The organism is Sphingobium sp. TCM1, assembly GCF_001650725.1.
Taxonomy (GTDB): Bacteria; Pseudomonadota; Alphaproteobacteria; order Sphingomonadales; family Sphingomonadaceae; genus Sphingobium.
The window spans coordinates 402860-422351 of sequence record NZ_LXVX01000039.1; the positions used below are offsets into that span (position 1 = coordinate 402860).

A 19492-nucleotide genomic window follows, 5' to 3' on the forward strand; every position below is an offset into this window, starting at 1 on the left:
TCGGAGAGGAATCTTCTGCCCCGCACGCCGATTGCTGTTGCATTGCAGCAAGGGGTGGCGTTTGATCGGCATATGCTCAAGGCCGCGCTGCACCACCTCACCGCCTACCGCTACAGCCGTCCGATCCGGCTCGGCCCGCAGGTCATCCGCCTCCGTCCCGCGCCGCACAGCCGGACCAAGGTGCCCAATTATGCGCTGAAGATCGAACCGGCGGGCCATTTCCTCAACTGGCAGCAGGACCCGCACGGCAACTGGCTGGCGCGGATCGTCTTTCCCGAGCCGGTCGATCATTTCTCCATCCAGGTCGACCTGCTCGCCGACCTCGACATCATCAATCCCTTCGACTTCTTCGTCGAGCCTTATGCGGAGGACTATCCCTTCGCCTATGACGAGCAGCTCCGGACCGACCTGGCCGCCTATTTCGACCTGGAGGATCAGGGGCCGCTGTTCGACGCGCTGGTGGCCGAATATGACGGGCGCACCAGCCGCACCGTCGATTTCCTGGTGGAGGTGAACCGGCGGCTGCAACAGCGGGTCGGCTATGTCATCCGCATGGAAGCGGGCGTGCAAAGCCCGGAGGAGACGCTGGACATCGGCACGGGGTCGTGCCGCGATTCGGCCTGGCTGCTGGTGCAGCTGCTCCGCCGGCTGGGCTTCGCCGCGCGGTTCGTGTCGGGCTATTCCATCCAGCTGGTCGCGGACGTCGAGCCGCTGGACGGTCCCAAGGGCGTGACGCAGGACGTGGTGGACCTCCATGCCTGGGCCGAGGCCTATGTGCCGGGCGCGGGCTGGGTGGCGCTGGACGCGACCAGCGGCATGTTCGCGGGCGAGGGCCATATCCCGCTCTGCGCCACGCCCCATTATCGCTCCGCCGCGCCGATCAGCGGCATGGCCGAGCCGGCCGAGGTCGACTTCAATTTCGCCATGAGCGTGTCGCGCATCGCCGAGGCGGTGCGGATCACCAAGCCCTTCACCGACGCCCGCTGGGACGCGGTGATGGCGCTGGGCGCGCAGGTGGACGCCGATTTGGAGCGCCAGGACGTGCGCCTGACCACCGGGGGCGAGCCGACCTTCGTCGCGGAGGATGGCGGCGATGCGGGTGAATGGAATGGCGATGCGGTGGGGCCGACCAAGGCGGCCTTCGCCGACCGGCTGATCCGCAAGCTGCGTGACGACTTCGCGCCGGGCGGCCTGCTGCACCATGGGCAGGGCAAATGGTATCCGGGCGAAAGCCTGCCGCGCTGGGCCTATGCGGTCTATTGGCGCAAGGATGGCGTGCCGCTGTGGCGCGACGCGGCGCTGATCGCCAATGACGAGCCGCCGGAAGGGGCGCGCGCGGTGAGCGCGGCGGATGCGCAGGCTTTCCTCGCCGCCCTTGCCGGCAATATGGGCTTTTCCGCCGACTATACCCACGCCGTCTATGAAGACCCGGCGGTGTGGGCGGTCAAGGAAGCGGAACTGCCGATCAACACCAGCCCGGAAGCGCCCGAGATCAGCGATCCCGAGGCGCGGGCGCGGATGGTCAAGGCGTTCGAGCGCGGGCTGGACCAGCCGGTGGGCTATGTGCTGCCGGTGCAGCGCTGGCAGAGCCAGGTCGCCACGCCGCGCTGGCAGAGCGAGATCTGGCAGCTGCGCCGGGGCAGGCTGTTCGCGGTGCCGGGGGATTCGGCGCTGGGGTACCGCCTGCCGCTGGGGTCGCTGCCCTATGTGCCGCCGTCCGACTATCCCTATATCCATCCGCGCGACACCAGCGAGCCGCGCGGGCCATTGCCCGACTATCGCGCGCAGGTGACCGAGCCGGCGACGCGCGAGGAGGTCCAGGCGCAGGCCATGGCCCAGGCGGTGCAGCGGGTCGGTGATGTCGAGGGCGGCGCCGCGCGGCAGGAGCGGGTCGAGCAGGTGCTGATCGAGGGCGCGGTGCGTACCGCCATCACGGTCGAGCCGCGCGGCCATTATCTGTCGGTCTTCCTGCCGCCGGTCGAGGCGCTGGAAGATTATCTGGAGCTGATCGCGCAGGTCGAGGCGGTGGCCGAGACGACCCGTATCCCGGTGCGGATCGAAGGCTATGCCCCGCCCCCCGACCCGCGCCTGAATGTGCTCAAGGCCACGCCCGATCCCGGCGTGATCGAGGTCAACGTCCATCCCGCCGGCAGCTGGAACGAGACGGTCGATATTACCGAGCGCCTCTATGCCGCCGCGCGCGAATGCCAGCTGACCGCCGACAAGTTCATGGTCGACGGCCGGTCGGTCGGGACCGGCGGGGGCAATCATATCGTTCTGGGCGGGCCGAGCCTGGATGATTCGCCCTTCATCCGGCGGCCCGACCTGCTCAAGAGCTTCGTCCTCTACTGGCAACGGCATCCCTCGCTCTCCTACCTGTTCTCAGGCCTGTGCATCGGGCCGACGAGCCAGGCGCCACGCATCGACGAGGCGCGGCATGACGGCCTGTACGAGCTGGAGATCGCGCTGGCGCAGGTGCCCGATCCGATGAAGGAGGGCGTGGACCGGCTGCCGCCGCCCTGGCTGGTCGACCGGCTGCTGCGCAACCTGCTGGTCGACGTGACCGGCAACACCCACCGTACCGAAATCTGCATCGACAAGATGTTCTCCCCCGACGGGCCGACCGGGCGGCTGGGGCTGCTGGAGTTTCGCGGCTTCGAAATGCCGCCCGAGGCGCGGATGAGCCTGGCCCAGCAATTGCTGATCCGCGCGCTCACCGCCTGGTTCTGGCGCCAGCCGCAACAGGGCGGGCTGGTGCGCTGGGGCACGGCGCTGCACGACCGGTTCATGCTGCCCCATTTCGTCTGGGCCGATTTCCTGGAAGTGCTGGGCGACCTGAAAGGGGCGGGCTATGCGTTCGATCCCAACTGGTTCGAGGCGCAGCGCCAGTTCCGCTTCCCCATTCATGGCACGGTGGATGCGGGCGGCGTGGGGCTGGAGATCACCCATGCGCTGGAACCCTGGAACGTGCTGGGCGAGACCGGCGCGATCGGCGGCACGGTGCGCTATGTCGACAGTTCGACCGAGCGGTTGCAGGTGCGCGCGACGGGGCTGGTCGCGGGGCGGCATATCGTCGCCTGCAACGGCCGGCAGGTGCCGATGTCGGCCACGGCGGTGCCGGGCGAAGGCGTGGGCGGCGTCCGTTACAAGGCGTGGGCGCCGGCCAATTGCCTGCACCCCAACCTGCCGGTCAATGCGCCGCTGACGTTCGACATACTAGACAGCTGGAGCGGCCGTTCGCTGGGCGGCTGCGTCTATCATGTCGCGCATCCGGGCGGGCGCAACTACGACACGCTGCCGGTCAACGGATATGAGGCGGAATCGCGGCGCAAGGCGCGGTTCCAGGATCATGGCCATACGCCGGGGCCGGTCGAGATGCCGGCCGCCGAAACGCCCGGCGAATTTCCGATGACGCTCGATTTGCGGTTCCGGCATCCGGGCGGCTAAGGGTGATCCGGTGGATACCGAAACCCGACTAGACTGGGCCGACGCCTATCTGGCCGCCGCGCCGACCGGCGACCTGTTCGCGGGCGCATCGCCGGAGATGGCGGCGCATTGGCGCGCCATGCTGGCGCGGCTTTCGACCCAGGCGAAGGGCGATCCCGCGACGCTGGCCGACCATGTCGCGCGGCAGGCGCTGGACCTGGGCCTCGCCTTTCGCCTGACCGGCGACGAGCAGGAACGCGACTGGCCGCTCGGCCCGGTGCCGCTGCTGATCGGCGCCAGGGAATGGGCGCATATCGAAAGCGGCCTGACCCAGCGCGCGCAGCTGCTGGAACGGGTGATCGCCGACATCTATTCCACCCAGTCGCTGGTGCGCGAGGGCAAGCTGCCGGCCAGCATCGTCACCGGCAGCCCCCATTATTGGCGGGTGATGACCGGCACGCCGCCGCCGCGCGGCCATCATCTCCATTTCTACGCTGCCGACATCGGGCGCGGTCCCAATGGCGAATGGCGGGTGCTGGCCGACCGGGTACGCACGCCCGTCGGCGTCGGCTATGCGCTGGAAAACCGGCTGGCGCTCTCGCGCGCCACCGGCGACCTGCTCGGTGCGATGAACACGCGGCGGCTGGCCCCCTTCTTTTCCGAACTGCGGCGGGGGCTGGCGGCCGACTGCGCGCGGTCCGACCCGCGCATCGGGCTGCTGACGCCGGGACGCTTCAACCAGAGCTATGCCGAACAGGCGCATCTGGCCCGCTATCTGGGCCTGATGCTGGTCGAGGGCGACGACCTGATCGTGTCGGACGGGCGGCTGTTCGTGCGGACGATCCAGGGTCTGAAGCGGGTCGATGGCCTGTGGCGCTGGATGGACAGCCGCTTCCTCGATCCGCTGGCGTTCGACAACAAGTCGCGGATCGGCGTGGCCGACCTGTATGACGCCTGCGCGCGCGGCGGGCTGATGGTCAGCAACTGGCCGGGCGCGGGGGTGATCGAATCGCGCGCCTTCGCCGCTTTCCTGCCGCAGCTGGCGAAGGCCGTGCTGGGGGCGGAGCTGATCCTGCCCAATATCGCCACCTGGTGGTGCGGCCAGAAGCGCGAGCGCGACCATGTGCGCGCACGGCTCGACACGCTGGTGGTCGGGTCCGCCTTCGACCAGGATGTCGCCGGACTGCCGGGCAAGCATTTCATTCCCGGCGCGTCGCTGGACGCGGCGCAGCGCGCGGCGCTGCTGGAGGCGATGGCGCGGCGGCCGATGGACTATGTCGGTCAGGAGCTGGTGAAATTGTCCACCACGCCGGCGGTGATCGACGGGCGGCTGGCGCCCCTGCCCTTCACGCTGCGCATCTTCGTGGCGCGCGACGGCGCGGGCCAGTGGCGGGTGATGCCCGGCGCCTTCGCGCGGCTGGCGGGCCATGGCGACATTCGCGCCGCTCTGATGGGCCAGGGCGACATGTCGGCGGACATGTGCGTGATCGACAGCAAGCCGGCCCCGCCCGACAGCCTGCTGGGCGGCGGCACACCCGCGATCCGGCGGATCGGCGGCATGTTGCCAGCGAAGGCGGCGGACAATCTCTTCTGGCTGGGCCGCTATATCGAGCGGGCGGAAATGACGCTGCGCCTGATCCGCGCCATCGCCGGCGGGTCGATCGAGGCGGACCTTGGCCCCTCGCTGGCCAGCCCCACCATGGCCCGGCTGGTGGCGCAGCTGGCGCTGTGGGGCGCGGTGCCGGGCAGTGCCGGATCGGTCGGCACGGCGGTCGGCCCGCTGTGCGCCACGGCGCTGGGCGACGCGCGGCAACCGGGAAGCGTGCGTGCGCTGATGGGCGTGGTCGCCAATATCGGCGAGGGACTGCGCGACCGGCTGGCGAGCGATTTCTGGCGGCTGGTGCGCCTGCCCCTCCCCGCCTTCGACGGGGCGGTCACGGAGACGTTGCTCGATGCATCGTCGCGGATGATCGAGCGGATTTCGGCGCTGGCGGGGCTGGCGGCGGAGAATATGGGGCGCACCGACGGCTGGCGCTTCCACGACATGGGCCGGCGGATGGAGCGGGCGATCAATGGCTGTCGCCTGATCGGCCTGTTCGGCAACGACCAGGCGTCGGACGACGACCTGACCGTGCTGCTCGACCTGATGGACAGCCAGATCAGCTATCGCACCCGCTATCTGACCGGGCCGGCGCTGGCCCCGGTGCGCGACCTGCTGGCGCTTGAGCCGGTCAACCCCCGCGCCATCGCCTGGCAGGCGCTGCGGCTGGCCGAGCATGTCGCCGCCCTGCCGACGCTGCGCGCCGACGGGATGCCGGAAGAGCCGCGACGGCTGGCCGATGCGCTGGTGGCGCGGCTGGCGCCGCTGACCGGCGACATGCTGACGCAAGCCGACATCGCCGACGCCGAAAGCCGGCTGCTGGGCCTGTCCGATGCGATCGGCCAGCGCTATTTCCTTCAGGTTCGCAAGACCGAGAGCGCGGACATTCTCGCATGATCTACCATGTCCGGCACCGGACCATTATCCATTATGCCGCCCCGGTGCGGCTGGCCCGTTTCAACCTGCGGCTGAAGCCCGCGCCCTGGCCGGGGCAATGGACGTCGGACTATGCGCTGGAGGTCGATCCCGCGCCGACCATGGTCGAATCGCGGCCCGGCGGCTGGCCCGTGCATGTCGCGCGACTGGTGATCGAAAGCCCGATCCGCCAGCTGGCGATCGAAAGCCGCTTCCGCGCCGGGGTGCAGGGCGGCGCGATCGAGCCGCAGGCGGATGATCCGACGATCGGCGCGGTGGCGCAGGCGGCGCTGGCGGACCGCGACATGGGGCCGGCCGCGCCGGCCCATTATCTCTACGCTTCGGCGCGCACCCCGCTGCTGGCGCAGGTCGGGGCATGGTCCGGCGCGGAGCTGGCGCCCGACCGGCCGGTAATCGCCGCCGGGCTGGACCTGGCGCGGCGCATCCGGGCGGAGTTCGCCTATCAGCCCGGCGTCACCGACGCGGGCACCCCGGTCGCCGACGCCTTCGCCGCGCGCCATGGCGTGTGCCAGGATTTCGCCCATATGATGGTGGTCGCGCTCCGGCTGGCGGGGCTGCCCGCCGCCTATGTCAGCGGCTATCTGCGCACCCTGCCGCCGCCGGGGATGCCCAGGCTGGTGGGGGCGGACGCCATGCATGCCTGGGTGATGCTGTGGTGCGGGCCGACGCGCGGGTGGATCGGCTTCGATCCGACCAATGGCTGCATCACCGGCGACGGGCATCTGTTCGTGGCGATGGGGCGCGATTATGCCGATGTAGCGCCCATGGATGGCCTGTTCGTCGGGGGGGCGGGGCAGAGCCTGTCGGTGATGGTCGATGTCGCGCCGGAAGAGGAGAATGTCGCCTGATCGCCGCGGTCATCCCAGCACAGGCCGGGATCCATCTCCCCAACGCCGCGCTGGACGCAAGGTCAGGAGATGGGTTCCCGCCTGCGCGGGAATGACAAAATAGGGTGGATAGCGGAAAGTCGGGTTCTGAGGTGCCAACCCGCTATTGCCGACATTGCATATCGAGGGCATTTTTCGGATAGCTCGAACTATGAAGCTTCCTAAGAATGTCCGCCGCCGCGAAGGCGATCTCCTTACAATCGATCTGGACGATGGCCGACGTTCCTATGCTCAGGTCGCGGCTGAACCACTCATCATATTCTTCGAAGGTTGTTTTGCGAACAATCTGACACCCGAGGAGATTGGCGGTCTACCGACCCTGTTCCGCCTGTGGGTAGCAAACCATGCGATTACGCGGGGGCGTTGGTCGGTAGTCGGGCGAGCAGCACTTGCGCCGGAGAACCAAGAGGAACCCTTCTTCTATAAGCAGGATGCGATCACGGGCCGTTTGGCGCTCTATCATTCCTCCTTCGCAAATACGAACTGGGAACGAGCCGCGAGCCTTGCGGAATGTGAAGCCCTAGAATGCGCCGCTGTGTGGGAGCCGGAACACATCGAAGATCGGCTGCGGAACCATTACGACGGAAGGACAAGCAAGTGGACCGAAAGTCTTCAGATTAACGTTGCGGCGATACCTTAAAAGCGTCCGCTTTGCGGACCGGGGTTCAGCGAGGCGAAAGGCAACAAATGGTCGCTTCCAGTCAGTCCACCCGCTCGAACAGCAGCGGCATCCCGGTCCTTGGGCGGATGGTGAGGCGGCTGATGGGTTCGGGCTTGAAGCCCGTGGGAACGGTGAGGCGGTAGCGGCGGACGACCGAGGCGATGACGGTCATCACCTCCTGCTGCGCGAAGCCCGCGCCGACGCAGACGCGAGGGCCGCGGCCGAAGGGGAACCAGGCCTGCTTCGCCATGTCGGCATTGGCGGGATCGTCGAACCGGTCGGGATCGAAGCTGTGGGGACAGGCCCAGTTGTCCTTGTTGCGCTGGGTCAGCCAGGGGGCGACCACCAGCATCGCGCCGGTCTCCAGCTGCTTGTCGCGCATCGGCATGGGGCAGGTGACTTCGCGCGGGAAGAAGGAGACGGGCGGATAAAGGCGCAGCGTTTCCTTGAAGATGTTGCGGACCTGGCCCATGTCCTTGAGCATCGCGCCGGTCAGCGGGGCGTCACCCGCCACCCCCGCCACCTCGGCGCGGACGCGGTCCTGGATATGGGCGCATTCGGCCAGCATGTAGAGCGCCCAGGTCATGGTACTGGCCGATGTCTCATGGCCGGCAAGGAAGATGGTCGACACCTGCTCCATCACCTGTTCGCAAGTGAAATGGACGCCGGTTTCGGGATGCTTTACCTCGATCAGTGACTGGAGGATGTCGCGCTGCTGCGTCTCTCCGCGCGCGTGGAAGGCTTCGTAGCGGGCCTCGACGATCGGGCGGAACACGTCATGGATGGCGCGGGCGGGCTTTTTCGACCGTCGCTCGAACCAGCCCGCGGGGATGCCGTAGAGACGCAGCATCGAGGCGCTGTGGGCGAGCCGCTGGAACTGGCCGAAGGCGGTGTGGATGATGTTGGAACGATCGGCATCCAGCGTCTGCGAAAAGAGCGTGCGGAAGATGATGTCGGCGGCGACATGGGTCATCATCGGGTCGATGTCGACCGGCGCGTTGCGGTCCGCCGCGTCGATCCGGGCGAGCAGATCGTCGGCCGCCGCGACCATCAGCGGCATCGACCGGCCGAGCGCGGTATGGGCGAAGGCCGGGTTCACCATCGCGCGCTGGCTTTCCCAATCCGCGCCATTGGCGGAAAAGACCGAATTGCCGATCAGCGGGTCGAGATTGCGGACCAGTTCGCTATGCTTGGGGAAAGCGGTGCCGCCGCGCAGTATCTGGTCCACGAGGGTCAGTTCGTTGGCGATATACATGGTCCGGCTGGGCAGGCGGATCTCCCCCATCTTCATCGTATAGCTCTTGTCGAAGAGCACATGAATCCAGCTGTGCCAGCCGCGCAGGAAGCGCTTGACGAGGCCGCGCTTGCTGCGCGGCGGCCGGGGATAGGGCGGCGTGAAGAGATTGGTCACGGGATCATCCTGAAGGCGGCGACGGCGTCGTCGACGGTGCGGCGGCCTGCGGTCAGGCTGATGAAGTCGAGCGGGGAGAGGCGGTCGCCCACGCGCAGATAGTCGAAATGCGCCTCATATTTGTTGGACCAGCCGCCATGATAATTTTCCGGCCTGTAGAAGAGATGGAAGCGCGGCGATAGCATGTCGACGCGGGCGGCATGGCGATCCGCGACAAGCCGGAACGGATTGACGTTGTAATAGGCGGCGCCGTCGGGCGGCGAGCTGATGTCGACATAGCGGAAATGCCGGTCCGCGAGCGCGCGCAGATCGTCATGATACCAGGCGGCGTCGCGACGCAGGCCGATGACCGGCACCACCTGCCCCAGGCCGAGCAGCACGACATGGTCGGGCAGGCTCCCGCCGCGCAGCGCGAGCAGGCGGCGCAGCAGGCGCATTCCCAGGATCGTGCCGGCGCTGTGGGTGACGATCTGCACCTCGTCCCAGTCGCCGTCCAGTTGCTCCGCGATGCGGGCGGCGAAGCGGTCTAGCCTGTCGTCCAGCGCCTCGCCCGGCCCCTCCGCCGCCAGCGCGCCATGATAGGTCATGAACCGCAGCAGCCAGGGCACGACCAGCTTGGCGAGGATGCGACCCGACAGCAGCGCGCTGACGACGATGCCGGCCAGCGCGCCGACCCAGAAGGGCAGCAGCAACGAGAGGAGGAGCGCCGGAACCAGCGCCAGCAGCAGCGGGATCAGCACCGCCAGGATCGGCGGATAGAGGATGGTGATGACCGGTCCCTTGCGCAGGCGGCGCATCCGGCGGAAATCCATGTGGCGGGCGTGCCCCGCATAGGCGCGCGCGGCGCGCCAGGCGAGGCTCAGCGGATTGCGGATCCAGACCTTGCCGATCAGATCCTCCCAGCGGAGATATTCATAGTCGGTCTCCACCCCGGCGGCCGGGCTTTCGACCCGCCAGAGGGCGGAGACGGCCGCGCCCGCCGGTCCGGCCTGCCGGCCGCTGACCATGATCGCATCCCCGGTCAGCGCGGCATGGCGCGCCGCCTGCTCGCGATAGAGCTGGTGGTAGAAGCGCACGCCGCGTGGGTCGAAACCGCCGAGATAGAAGACTTTACGCTTGAACTTTTCCAACAGCATCGCCCTAATCGCGCGCATGACCACGCCCGAACGCGATTACTGCTATTTCATCGACCACCGCAAATACAACCGCAATGTCGGTTGCCGGAAGCATGACAATATGTACGGCATCAATGGCGGCGGCAGCGAGCGCGACCGATGGCGCGCGGACATGGCCTTTTATCGCCACATGAAGGCCAATGGCGATCCGATGGCCCTGCCCTCGCTGCTCGCCTGCCTGGCGTTCGGCTGGTTCTGCTGGAATTATCACCCCGGCAAGGGGCTGTGGCGCGGACAATTGTTGCGCCGCTTCGCCAAAGCGCCCAAGTGAGCGGCATGAGCGATCCCGTCCCGCAAAAATATGTGACCGTCGGCCCGATCCGCATCGGCAACGACCTGCCCTTCGTCCTGATTTCCGGCCCCTGCCAGATCGAGAGCCGCGACCATGCGCTGTTCATGGCCGACGCGCTGGCGACGGCGGCAGGCAAGGCGGGCGTGCCCTTCATCTTCAAGAGCAGCTTCGACAAGGCGAACCGCACGTCGGTGTCGGGCCGGCGCGGCGTGGGGATCGACGCGGGGCTGGCGATCCTTGCCGACGTGAAGGCGGCGCTGGGCTGTCCGGTGCTGACCGACATTCACGGGCCGGAGCAGGTGGAGGCGGCGGCTCAGGCGGTGGACATTCTCCAGATCCCCGCCTTCCTCTGCCGCCAGACCGACCTGCTGATCGCGGCCGGACGGACCGGCGCGGTCATCAACGTCAAGAAGGGGCAGTTCCTGGCCCCCTGGGACATGGCGGCGGTGGCGCAGAAGGTCGCCTCCACCGGCAATGAGCGCATCCTGTTGACCGAGCGGGGCGCGAGTTTCGGCTACAATACATTGGTCAGCGACATGCGGGCGCTGCCGACCATGGCGCAGACCGGCTACCCCGTCGTCTTCGACGCCACCCATTCGGTGCAGCAGCCCGGCGGCCTCGGCTCGGCTTCGGGCGGGCAGCGCGAGTTCGCGCCGCTGCTGGCGCGCAGCGCGGTGGCGGCGGGGGTCGCGGCGATCTTCGCCGAGGCGCATGACGACCCGGACAATGCGCCGTCGGACGGGCCGGTGATGCTGCCGCTGGCGTGGGTCGGGCCGATGCTGGCGACGCTGAAGGCGATCGACGGGGTGGTGAAGGGGTAAGCCCCCTCACCGCAATCTCCGAGCGCTTTACGGCCGCGTCTGCCCCGTGCCGCGGACGATCCACTTGTAGGTGGTGAGCCCTTCGAGCGCTACCGGGCCGCGCGCGTGGAGGCGGCCGGTGGAGATGCCGATTTCCGCGCCCAGCCCGAACTCGCCGCCGTCGGCGAACTGGGTGGAGGCGTTCCACATCACGATCGCGCTGTCGACGGCGCCCAGGAAATGGTCCGCGACCGCCGGATCCTCGGTGATGATCGCGTCGGTATGATGGCTGGCATGGGCGGCGATATGGGCGATCGCCTCCTCCACGCCATCCACGATACGGATCGACACGATGGCGTCGAGATATTCCGTGTCCCAATCCTCGTCGGAAGCCGGCTTCACGCGAGCGTCCATCGCCTGCACGGCTTCGTCGCCGCGCACTTCGCACCTGGCGTCGAGCAGAGCCTGCACCAGCGCGGGGGCCGAACCATAAGCGCGGTCGATCAGGACCGTCTCGGTCGATCCGCAGATGCCGGTGCGACGCATCTTGGCATTGACCACCAGCTTTTCCGCCATGGCGGGGTCGGCCGCGCCATCGACATAGCTGTGGTTGATGCCGTCGAGATGGGCCAGCACGGGCACGCGCGCCTCTTCCTGCACGCGCGCGACCAGGCTCTTGCCGCCGCGCGGCACGATCAGGTCGACGAACTCCGACGCCTTGAGCAGCGCGCCCACCGCCGCGCGATCGGTCGTCGGGACCAACTGGACGACGTCGGCGGGCAGGCCGGCGGCGACGATGCCCTCGATCATGGCGGCGTGGATGGCACGGTTGCTTTCCTTCGCCTCGCTGCCGCCGCGCAGGATGACGGCATTGCCCGCGCGCAGGCAGAGGGCAGCGGCGTCGGCGGTCACATTGGGACGGCTTTCATAGATGATGCCGATCACGCCGAGCGGCACCCGCACGCGCGACAGCTCCAGCCCGTTGGGGCGGACCTGCGTGTCGATCACGCTGCCGAGCGGATTGGCGAGGCTGGCGACCTGCTCCACGCCGGCCGCAGCCCCGGCGATCCGGTCCTCGTCCAGCTTCAACCGGTCGAGCATGGCGGGCGACAGGCCATTGGCCGCGGCATTTTCCATGTCGCGGGCATTGGCGGCGATGATTGCCGGAGCCTGATCCCGAAGCGCCTGCGCGGCGAGGCGGAGCGCATCGGCCTTTTGCGCGTCGCTGGCCCGCGCGATCATGGCGGCGGCGCCGCGCGCACGCGCGCCGAGCATCGCGATCAGCATCTCGGGAGTCTGGGTCAGGTCGTTCATCAAGGGTCTCGCCATCCAATCGGGCGGCGGCTTAGCATGAAAGCGGGGGAAGCCAAAGGGGCGTGATGGGCGCGGGCCGGCGCAACCAGGGTTGCCAGCGACCGGATCACGGGTCGCATATGATCCGGCCGCCAGCGGGCAGGCGAAGCTGCCATGGACCAGTGCTAGCGGGCCGAGCGGCGGCGCGCATACCCCGGCAGGGGTAAGGTTAAAAAATCCTGGCCGTTTTTCCTTGATGTCGATCAAGGTCGAGCGACAAATGCGCCTAATGAATGATCAGGCCGACCAGCCGTACCAGCTGGGCTTCGCGGCTGCACCCGGTCTTGTCATAGATGCTGCGCAACTGGACCTTGAGCGTTTCGGTCGAGACGCTGCGCGCCACCGCAATTTCCCGCCGGTTCTGGCCCGCCGCCAGCCGGATCGCGATGTCCGCCTCCGCCCGCGTCAGGCGGAAGGTCCGCATCAGCAGTTGCACATGCCGGTCGGTCGCCGCGCTCACCCGCGCCAGCGCGATCGCTCGCGGCGCGAAGGGCAGCGACCAGGGGCGCGCGGGCAGTGGGTAGAATTCGAGGAGAATGGCCACCCCGCCGCTGTCATCGGCAAGCGGCACCGGATCGGCCGGCTGGTCGGAAGGCTCGATCACCCGGCGCATCGACCGCAGGATGGCGCGGCTTTCGTCGGCCCGGTCGCTCGCCAGCCAGCCGTCGGTGACGCGCAGCCGGCTGCCAGCCAGCAGCGTTTCGGCGCGCGGCGTCATGCCGCCGACCCGACCGGTGCCGTCGAGCAGCCAGCAGGCCCGATCCAGCGCCTCGAACGTCCCGGCCAGCAGGGCGAAACCCTGTTGCTCGATCGCCTGCTGGAGCCGGACGGCGGTGCGGGCATGGCCGGCGATAGCGGCGAAGAGATCGCGCTGCTCCGGGCTGGTGCGGCCGTCCTTGCTGTCGCGCAGCAGGGCCAGACCGATCATCGACGACGCGTCGGCCAGCAGCCGTGTCTGGCATCCGTCGAAAATGTCGAAGTCCGAACAAAGGTCGAGATAGTCGTCCGCGCGCAGGGCCTGGCGGGCGACGTCATAATGCGCCTCATGCACGATGTCCGGCCGGTCCGGCAGGCGATCAGCCGCGACGCGGAAATTGAGGTCGGGCGCGCCCTGGTCGATGGCCGCCGTCCTGGCGAACACGCTCTGGTCGATGTCGCTGATCCAGTTGAAGTCGGCCGCGCCCGGCCCGAAGCCGATAAGCTGGCCATGGCGCGATCCCGTAGCCTGCGCCATTTGCTGTATCGCATCCGCCCAAAGATGCGGTTCGAGCGCGGCGGACAGGAAAATGTCCGCCCACCCCTCATTCTTCATGGCGGATGATGCCATCGCCTGTCCCCAATGCCCCGCCTGTGCGTCGCGCAAGCGGGGGCCGGAGTCAATTGATGTGCGGGATCAGATGGTTAAATTGATCGAAAGGCTGATCTGGATCAGCAAATCACGCCGCCTGGGCGAGAATTTCCTCCTTCACCGCGCGAATCATCCGGCACGGCGGAATGTTGCGCCACTCCAGCCGGTCGCTGACCGCGCCGAACAGCGGGTCGAGCAGGCGCCGGACATAGCGCGAATATTGATAGATCAGGAATTCGCCGCCCGGCCGCAGCGCCGCGCGGGTTTCGGCGCAGATCGCCGCGCCCACGCCATCGGGCAGCGTGGAAAAGGGGATGCCCGACAACACATAGTCCGCCTGATGATGCCCCGCCTCGCGGATGAAGCGGCGCACGTCGGCGGCCGACCCATGGACCACGCGCAGGCGCGGATCGTCGATCTGGGCCTCCAGGAAGGCGACGAAATCCAGGTTGAGATCGATCGCCAGCAGGATTGCGTCCGGATGCATCCGGTCGAGGATCGGACGGGTGAAGGTACCCACGCCCGGTCCATATTCGACGAACAGCCGGGTCCGCTTCCAGTCGACCTGGTCAAGCATCGTGTCGACCAGCGTCTGCGAGGAGGGAATGACCGAGCCGATCATGCCCGGATGCTTCACGAACTGGCGGAAGAACATGCCCCACTGGCTGAGGAAGGAAGCGGCCCTGCCGCGCGTCGCAACCGATTTCTTCTTATCTTTGAAGGGAATGGAGGCCATCAATATCCGCCTGTGTGACTGTCGGTTTTGGCGTCGCAAAATTGGTGGCCGCTGGCAAGCGGCTTTGCGTGCCATGAGGCGGGAACGCGCGGACGGCGGATGGGTTCAATCCGCCGTCCGGGCAGCCGGGTCACTCCCGCTTTCGCAGCATCCCCGGCGAGACGAAACCGATCGGATCGACCTGCATCGCATTCTGCTTCAGCGTCGCCTGGATCTGCTCATATTCCCGCTCCATTTCCGGCGTGACGGACGCCCGGGTTTCCTCCAGCGCCGCTTCGAAATGAGCCATGGTGACCGCTTCCACCGACAGTGACTGGCGCAGCGCGATGAGGCCGGCGCGACGCGAGAGGTCTTCGAGATCGGCGCCGGTGAAGCGTTCGGTCCGCTTCGCCAGAACGGCCAGGTCGACATCGCCGGCGAGCGGCATCTTCTTGGTGTGGATGGAGAGGATATGCCGGCGCCCGGCCTCGTCGGGGACTGGCACATAGATCAGCTCGTCGAAGCGGCCGGGGCGCAGCAGCGCCGGATCGACCAGCGTGGGCCGGTTGGTCGCGCCGATGACGACCACAGACTGCAATTCCTCCAGCCCGTCCATCTCGGCGAGGATGGTATTGACCACCCGCTCCGTCACCGCCGGCTCGCCCAGGCCGCCGCCGCGCGCGGGCACCAGGCTGTCCAGTTCGTCGATGAAGATGACCGTGGGCGCCACCTGCCGCGCGCGGGCGAACAGGCGGGCGATCTGCTGCTCGCTTTCGCCATACCATTTGGAAAGGAGATCGCTCGACTTGGTGGCGATGAAATTGGCCTGCGCCTCCCGCGCCACCGCCTTGGCCAGCAGGGTCTTGCCGGTGCCGGGCGGACCATAGAGCAGGAAGCCCTTGGCCGGGCGGATGCCGATGCGGCGGAAGGCGTCCGGATCCTTGAGCGGCAGTTCCACCCCTTCCTTGAGGCGCATCTGCGCATCGTCGAGGCCGCCAATGTCGGCCCAGCCGATATTGGGCGCCTGCACCATCACCTCGCGCATGGCCGACGGCTGGACGCGCTTGATCGCGGCCATGAAATCCTCCCGCGTGACGGAGAGTTCCTCCAGCACGTCGGGCGGGATCGTGCCCTCTTCCAGATTGAGGCGCGGCATGAAGCGGCGCACCGCCTCGATCGCCGCCTCGCGGGTGAGGGCGGCGAGGTCGGCGCCGACGAAGCCATAGGTCATGCGGGCCAGCTCGCCCAGGTCGACACGGTCGCCCAGCGGCATACCGCGCGTGTGGATGCCCAGAATCTCGCGCCGGCCGCGATCGTCGGGAACCCCCACCACGATCTCGCGGTCGAAACGACCGGGACGGCGCAGCGCCTCGTCGATCGCCTCCGGCCGGTTGGTCGCCGCGATGACGACGAGGTTGGTGCGCGGCTCCAGCCCGTCCATCAGGGTCAGCAACTGGGCGACGAGGCGCTTTTCCGTCTCGCCGGTCACATTGCCCCGCTTCGGCGCGATCGAATCGATCTCGTCGATGAACAGGATCGACGGCGCGGCCTTGGCCGCTTCCTCGAAAATCTCGCGCAGCTTCTTTTCCGACTCGCCATAGGCCGAGCCCATGATCTCCGGCCCGTTGATGAGGAAGAATTCGGCTTCGGATTCATTGGCGACGGCGCGGGCAAGGCGTGTCTTGCCGGTGCCCGGCGGGCCGTGGAGCAGCACGCCCTTGGGCGGATCGACCCCCAGCCGCTCGAACAGTTCGGGATAGCGCAGCGGCAGTTCGACCATCTCGCGCAGCTGGTCAATCGTGTCGGCCATGCCGCCGACATCGTCATAGGTGACATCGGCGCGGCGGGATTCGCGCGGCTCCTCATATTCGGCGCGCAGTTCCACCTCCGTCTCGGTGTCGATATGGACCACCCCCTTGGGCGTGGTCGACACGACGATCAGGCGGATTTCCTGCAAGGCATAGGCAGGTGCCGCGAGCATCTGGCGCAACTGGGGCGGCATGTCGCCCGGCGGCACCTGCTGCTGCCCGGCGGTCGCGACGACATCGCCGGCGGCCAGAGGGCGCTGGAAGAAAACGCGCTTCAGAGCGTCCGGATTGCCCTGGAGCCGGAGGTTGTTTTGTGCAGGTGCGAAGACCACCCGCTGGGCCGGACGGGACTCGGTTTTCTCGATATGAACGAAATCCCCCGACCCCACGCCGGCATTGGCGCGTTGCAGGCCGTCGAGCCGAAGCACGTCCAGCCCCTCATCTTCCTTGTAGGGACGCACGACCCGCGCGGGTGTGGTCCGCTTGCCGGCGATCTCGATGACATCGCCTTCACTGAGGTGCAGTTCGGCCATAACCGCGAGCGGCAATCGCGCCAGACCGCGCCCTGCGTCCTCCGGCCGCGCATTGGCGACCTGTATCCTGCGTCCTGTTGTTTCCTGATCGGCCACGAGCCATCCCCGTCTTTGTCCTTCCGTAACGAGATAGGAAACGCCGAGGCCAACGGAAAGACCCCGGTGCCGGGGGAACAAGGAACAAAAAAAGGGCCGACCCGAAGGCCAGCCCGAAAAGTTTTAGGAGAGGATGCCTGAAAGGCCCCTTTTATGTGCGCTGCGGTGTAGTTTTTTGCAAGTGCGAAATAATCCCCCAAGTTGCAAAAAATGCATCTTGCCATTTTCCGCTTTTTCCTGCTCATTGCGCAGAGGATGCTTGGAACCGGAACGCGCGCCGTTCGATAAAGAGAATTGACGCGGCGCAGCGGATCGGCTTCGGAATTTTGACGGATTATGCGCAGATTGCCGCCCCTAACGGCCCTGGAGGCCTTTGTTCAGGTTGCCCGCCTTGGCTCGGTGAAGGCGGCGGCGGAAGAACTTGCGCTCTCAACGCCCGCGCTCAGCCGCCGCGTCCAGGCGCTGGAACGGTTCATCGGCCGGCCGCTGTTCGACCGCAAGCATCAGGCGCTGGAAATCAACGCCGACGGGCAACGGCTGCTGGACGACATCGCGCCCGCGCTCGATTCGCTGTCGCAGGCGCTGGAGAATATCCAGAGCGGTGGCAACCAGCTGCGCCTGCGGCTGGCGGTGATGCCGCTGTTCGCGACGCAGCGGCTCTTTCCCCATCTGGGGCAGCTGCGCCAACAGCATCCGCAGCTCCATATCGACATCGAAACGACGCCCCATGCGGTGGCGCGGCTGGGCGAAGGGCTGGACGCGGCGATCGTGCTGTCGAAGGATATCGACCCGGCGCTCTACGCCCATGAGCTGGACCATGAGGAAGTCTATCTGATCGGGCGGCGTCAGCTGCTCGAAGGCCCTCAAGCGCTCAAGTCGCCCGAGGAGCTGGCGCAGCAGACCATATTGCTTCACCGCGACATGGCGCTGTCGTTCGATGCGTGGAAGGAGGCGGCCGGCCTGCCCGACCTGCAACCGCTGGCGGTCGACAATTATGATTCGGGCCAGCTGATGCTGGAGGCCGCGGCGCAGGGGCTGGGCGTAGCGGTGATGCACGCCAGCCATTTCGAGCAATCGGGCGATCCCCGGCTGGTGCGGCTGTTCCCGATCCATGTCGAGAGCCCCTATCGCTACTTTTTCGTCTGCCGCCCCCGCGCGCTCCAGACCCGATCGGTACGCATCTTCCGCGACTGGCTGGTGGCGGCGGACATATGAGTTTCGTTGCGCCCGCGATTCTTTGTGGGCGCGCCCTTAACCTTGTTACGCAGCCGTCGTTCTAGCGGACATGACTGGGGCAATATCTTCATCCGCGAGCCCGCAACATGGGCTGACCGATCGGCTGGCGCGCTGGGCCAGGGGCTTTTCCGGCAAGTCCGACGAGCCGGAGGCCGAGATGGAACAGCGCCCCCGCACCGGCGGGGCGGCCAACCGGGAGGTCAACCGGCGCCGCCAGCTCTATGCCGACATCGGCGATTTCCTGTTCGCCCACGACCTGGACCTGACGCCGGTCAACTTCAGCGTCGCGCTGGATTATCTGACGGGCGCGAACATCGGCGTCGAAAAGGCGATCCGCGCCGTGATGATGGAACGGGGCAAGATCACCAACGGCTGGATCGAATCGCTTGCCGCCGAACAGCGCGCCGACGAGGTCACACCCGAATCGCTGGCGACGATGCTCGACAAGGTCGAGGAGAATCTGAGCCAGTTCACCGGCCTGATGCATGAATCGCGCAATTCCGCCAAGGACTATGGCGCCGCGTTGCAGGAACAGGCCAAGGATCTGGTCGCCGGCCGCGACAATGAGCCTGTGCTGGCCCGCCTGGTGGGCCTCACCCGGTCGATGGTCGAAAAGACGCGGCAGGTCGAAAGCCAGCTGCGCGAGAATCAGAAACAGACCCAGGCGCTGAAATCCAGCCTGGAAAGCGCCCGCCGCGCGGCCGAGCATGACCATCTGACCGGCCTGCCCAACCGCCGCGCATTCGAGGCGGTTCTGCGCGAGGAGCTGGTCCAGGCGCAGGCCGGGCAGGAAGCGCTGTCGGTCGCCTTCTGCGACATCGATCATTTCAAGAATATCAACGACACGCACGGCCATGACACGGGCGACCGAGTGCTCAAGTTCGTCGCCGGGCTGCTGGCCAAGATATCCAACGACCGCTGCCATGTCGCCCGTCACGGCGGCGAGGAGTTCGTCATGCTGTTCCGCGGCAAGACCGCTGCCGAAACCTGCGAGGCGGTCGATGGGGTGCGCGAGGATCTGGCCAATCGCAGCCTGGTCAACCGCACCAATGGCGAGCGGATGGAACGGGTCAGCTTTTCCGCCGGGGTGGCCAATGTGCTGGCCTATGAAGACCCGCGCGCCGCGCTCAAGGCCGCCGACCGGGCGCTCTACCTGGCCAAGGAACATGGCCGCAACCGGGTCTATCTGGCGGCGGAAACCGACTGAGCCTTCGG

The 19492-nt window shown here is 67.4% G+C and carries 14 protein-coding genes; 8 read left to right on the forward strand and 6 right to left on the reverse strand.

Annotation, left to right across the window (positions count from 1 at the left end; genetic code table 11):
- Window positions 1-72 precede the first annotated feature (72 nt).
- The 4 genes from A7Q26_RS22580 (at window position 73) to A7Q26_RS22595 (ending at window position 7489) form a co-directional block, all read left to right on the forward strand.
- Window positions 73-3447, forward strand: a complete 3375-nt coding sequence (locus A7Q26_RS22580; protein ID WP_066864839.1) for a transglutaminase family protein — start codon at window positions 73-75, stop codon at window positions 3445-3447.
- 10 nt (window positions 3448-3457) lie between these two features.
- On the forward strand, window positions 3458-5923 hold the full coding sequence (locus A7Q26_RS22585) for a circularly permuted type 2 ATP-grasp protein (RefSeq protein ID WP_066864842.1): 2466 nt from the start codon (window positions 3458-3460) through the stop codon (window positions 5921-5923).
- On the forward strand, window positions 5920-6810 hold the full coding sequence (locus A7Q26_RS22590; RefSeq protein WP_066864844.1) for a transglutaminase family protein: 891 nt from the start codon (window positions 5920-5922) through the stop codon (window positions 6808-6810). The genes A7Q26_RS22585 and A7Q26_RS22590 overlap by 4 nt, the downstream gene beginning before the upstream one ends.
- Window positions 6811-7000: 190 nt before the next feature.
- Window positions 7001-7489: an immunity 26/phosphotriesterase HocA family protein gene (locus A7Q26_RS22595; protein ID WP_066864847.1), complete on the forward strand. Its 489-nt coding sequence runs from the start codon at window positions 7001-7003 to the stop codon at window positions 7487-7489.
- 61 nt (window positions 7490-7550) lie between these two features.
- Here A7Q26_RS22595 and A7Q26_RS22600 read toward each other — a convergent pair whose 3' ends face one another.
- A complete protein-coding gene (locus A7Q26_RS22600; RefSeq protein ID WP_066864850.1) occupies window positions 7551-8921 on the reverse strand; it encodes a cytochrome P450 in 1371 nt (456 codons plus the stop codon).
- Window positions 8918-10051, reverse strand: coding sequence for a hypothetical protein (locus tag A7Q26_RS22605; RefSeq protein WP_066865319.1), 1134 nt, complete (start codon window positions 10049-10051; stop codon window positions 8918-8920). The genes A7Q26_RS22600 and A7Q26_RS22605 overlap by 4 nt, the downstream gene beginning before the upstream one ends.
- 22 nt (window positions 10052-10073) lie before the next feature.
- Here A7Q26_RS22605 and A7Q26_RS22610 point away from each other — a divergent pair, with 22 nt between their 5' ends.
- Complete coding sequence (locus A7Q26_RS22610) at window positions 10074-10367, forward strand: hypothetical protein (protein WP_066864853.1); 294 nt, start codon at window positions 10074-10076, stop codon at window positions 10365-10367.
- 5 nt (window positions 10368-10372) lie between these two features.
- The gene (gene kdsA / locus A7Q26_RS22615) at window positions 10373-11209 is read left to right on the forward strand and encodes a 3-deoxy-8-phosphooctulonate synthase (protein WP_066864856.1); all 837 of its coding nucleotides are present in this window, start codon (window positions 10373-10375) and stop codon (window positions 11207-11209) included.
- A gap of 27 nt (window positions 11210-11236) precedes the next feature.
- Here the strand turns inward: kdsA and A7Q26_RS22620 are convergent, their stop codons facing one another.
- The 4 genes from A7Q26_RS22620 to A7Q26_RS22635 all read right to left on the reverse strand — a co-directional run bounded on the left by A7Q26_RS22620 (window position 11237) and on the right by A7Q26_RS22635 (window position 17041).
- A complete protein-coding gene (locus A7Q26_RS22620; RefSeq protein WP_066864858.1) occupies window positions 11237-12502 on the reverse strand; it encodes a glutamate-5-semialdehyde dehydrogenase in 1266 nt (421 codons plus the stop codon).
- A 265-nt stretch (window positions 12503-12767) separates the two neighbouring features.
- Window positions 12768-13868, reverse strand: a complete 1101-nt coding sequence (locus A7Q26_RS22625) for a helix-turn-helix transcriptional regulator (RefSeq protein WP_066864861.1) — start codon at window positions 13866-13868, stop codon at window positions 12768-12770.
- A 109-nt stretch (window positions 13869-13977) separates the two neighbouring features.
- Complete coding sequence (locus tag A7Q26_RS22630; RefSeq protein ID WP_066864864.1) at window positions 13978-14625, reverse strand: class I SAM-dependent methyltransferase; 648 nt, start codon at window positions 14623-14625, stop codon at window positions 13978-13980.
- Between the two features lie 130 nt (window positions 14626-14755).
- A complete protein-coding gene (locus tag A7Q26_RS22635) occupies window positions 14756-17041 on the reverse strand; it encodes a CDC48 family AAA ATPase (RefSeq protein WP_066864867.1) in 2286 nt (761 codons plus the stop codon).
- 336 nt (window positions 17042-17377) lie between these two features.
- Between A7Q26_RS22635 and A7Q26_RS22640 the strand changes: the two genes are divergently transcribed.
- Both A7Q26_RS22640 and A7Q26_RS22645 read left to right on the forward strand, forming a co-directional pair.
- Window positions 17378-18256: a LysR substrate-binding domain-containing protein gene (locus A7Q26_RS22640; protein WP_066864870.1), complete on the forward strand. Its 879-nt coding sequence runs from the start codon at window positions 17378-17380 to the stop codon at window positions 18254-18256.
- A 70-nt stretch (window positions 18257-18326) separates the two neighbouring features.
- Window positions 18327-19484: a GGDEF domain-containing protein gene (locus A7Q26_RS22645; RefSeq protein ID WP_066864873.1), complete on the forward strand. Its 1158-nt coding sequence runs from the start codon at window positions 18327-18329 to the stop codon at window positions 19482-19484.
- Window positions 19485-19492 lie beyond the last annotated feature (8 nt).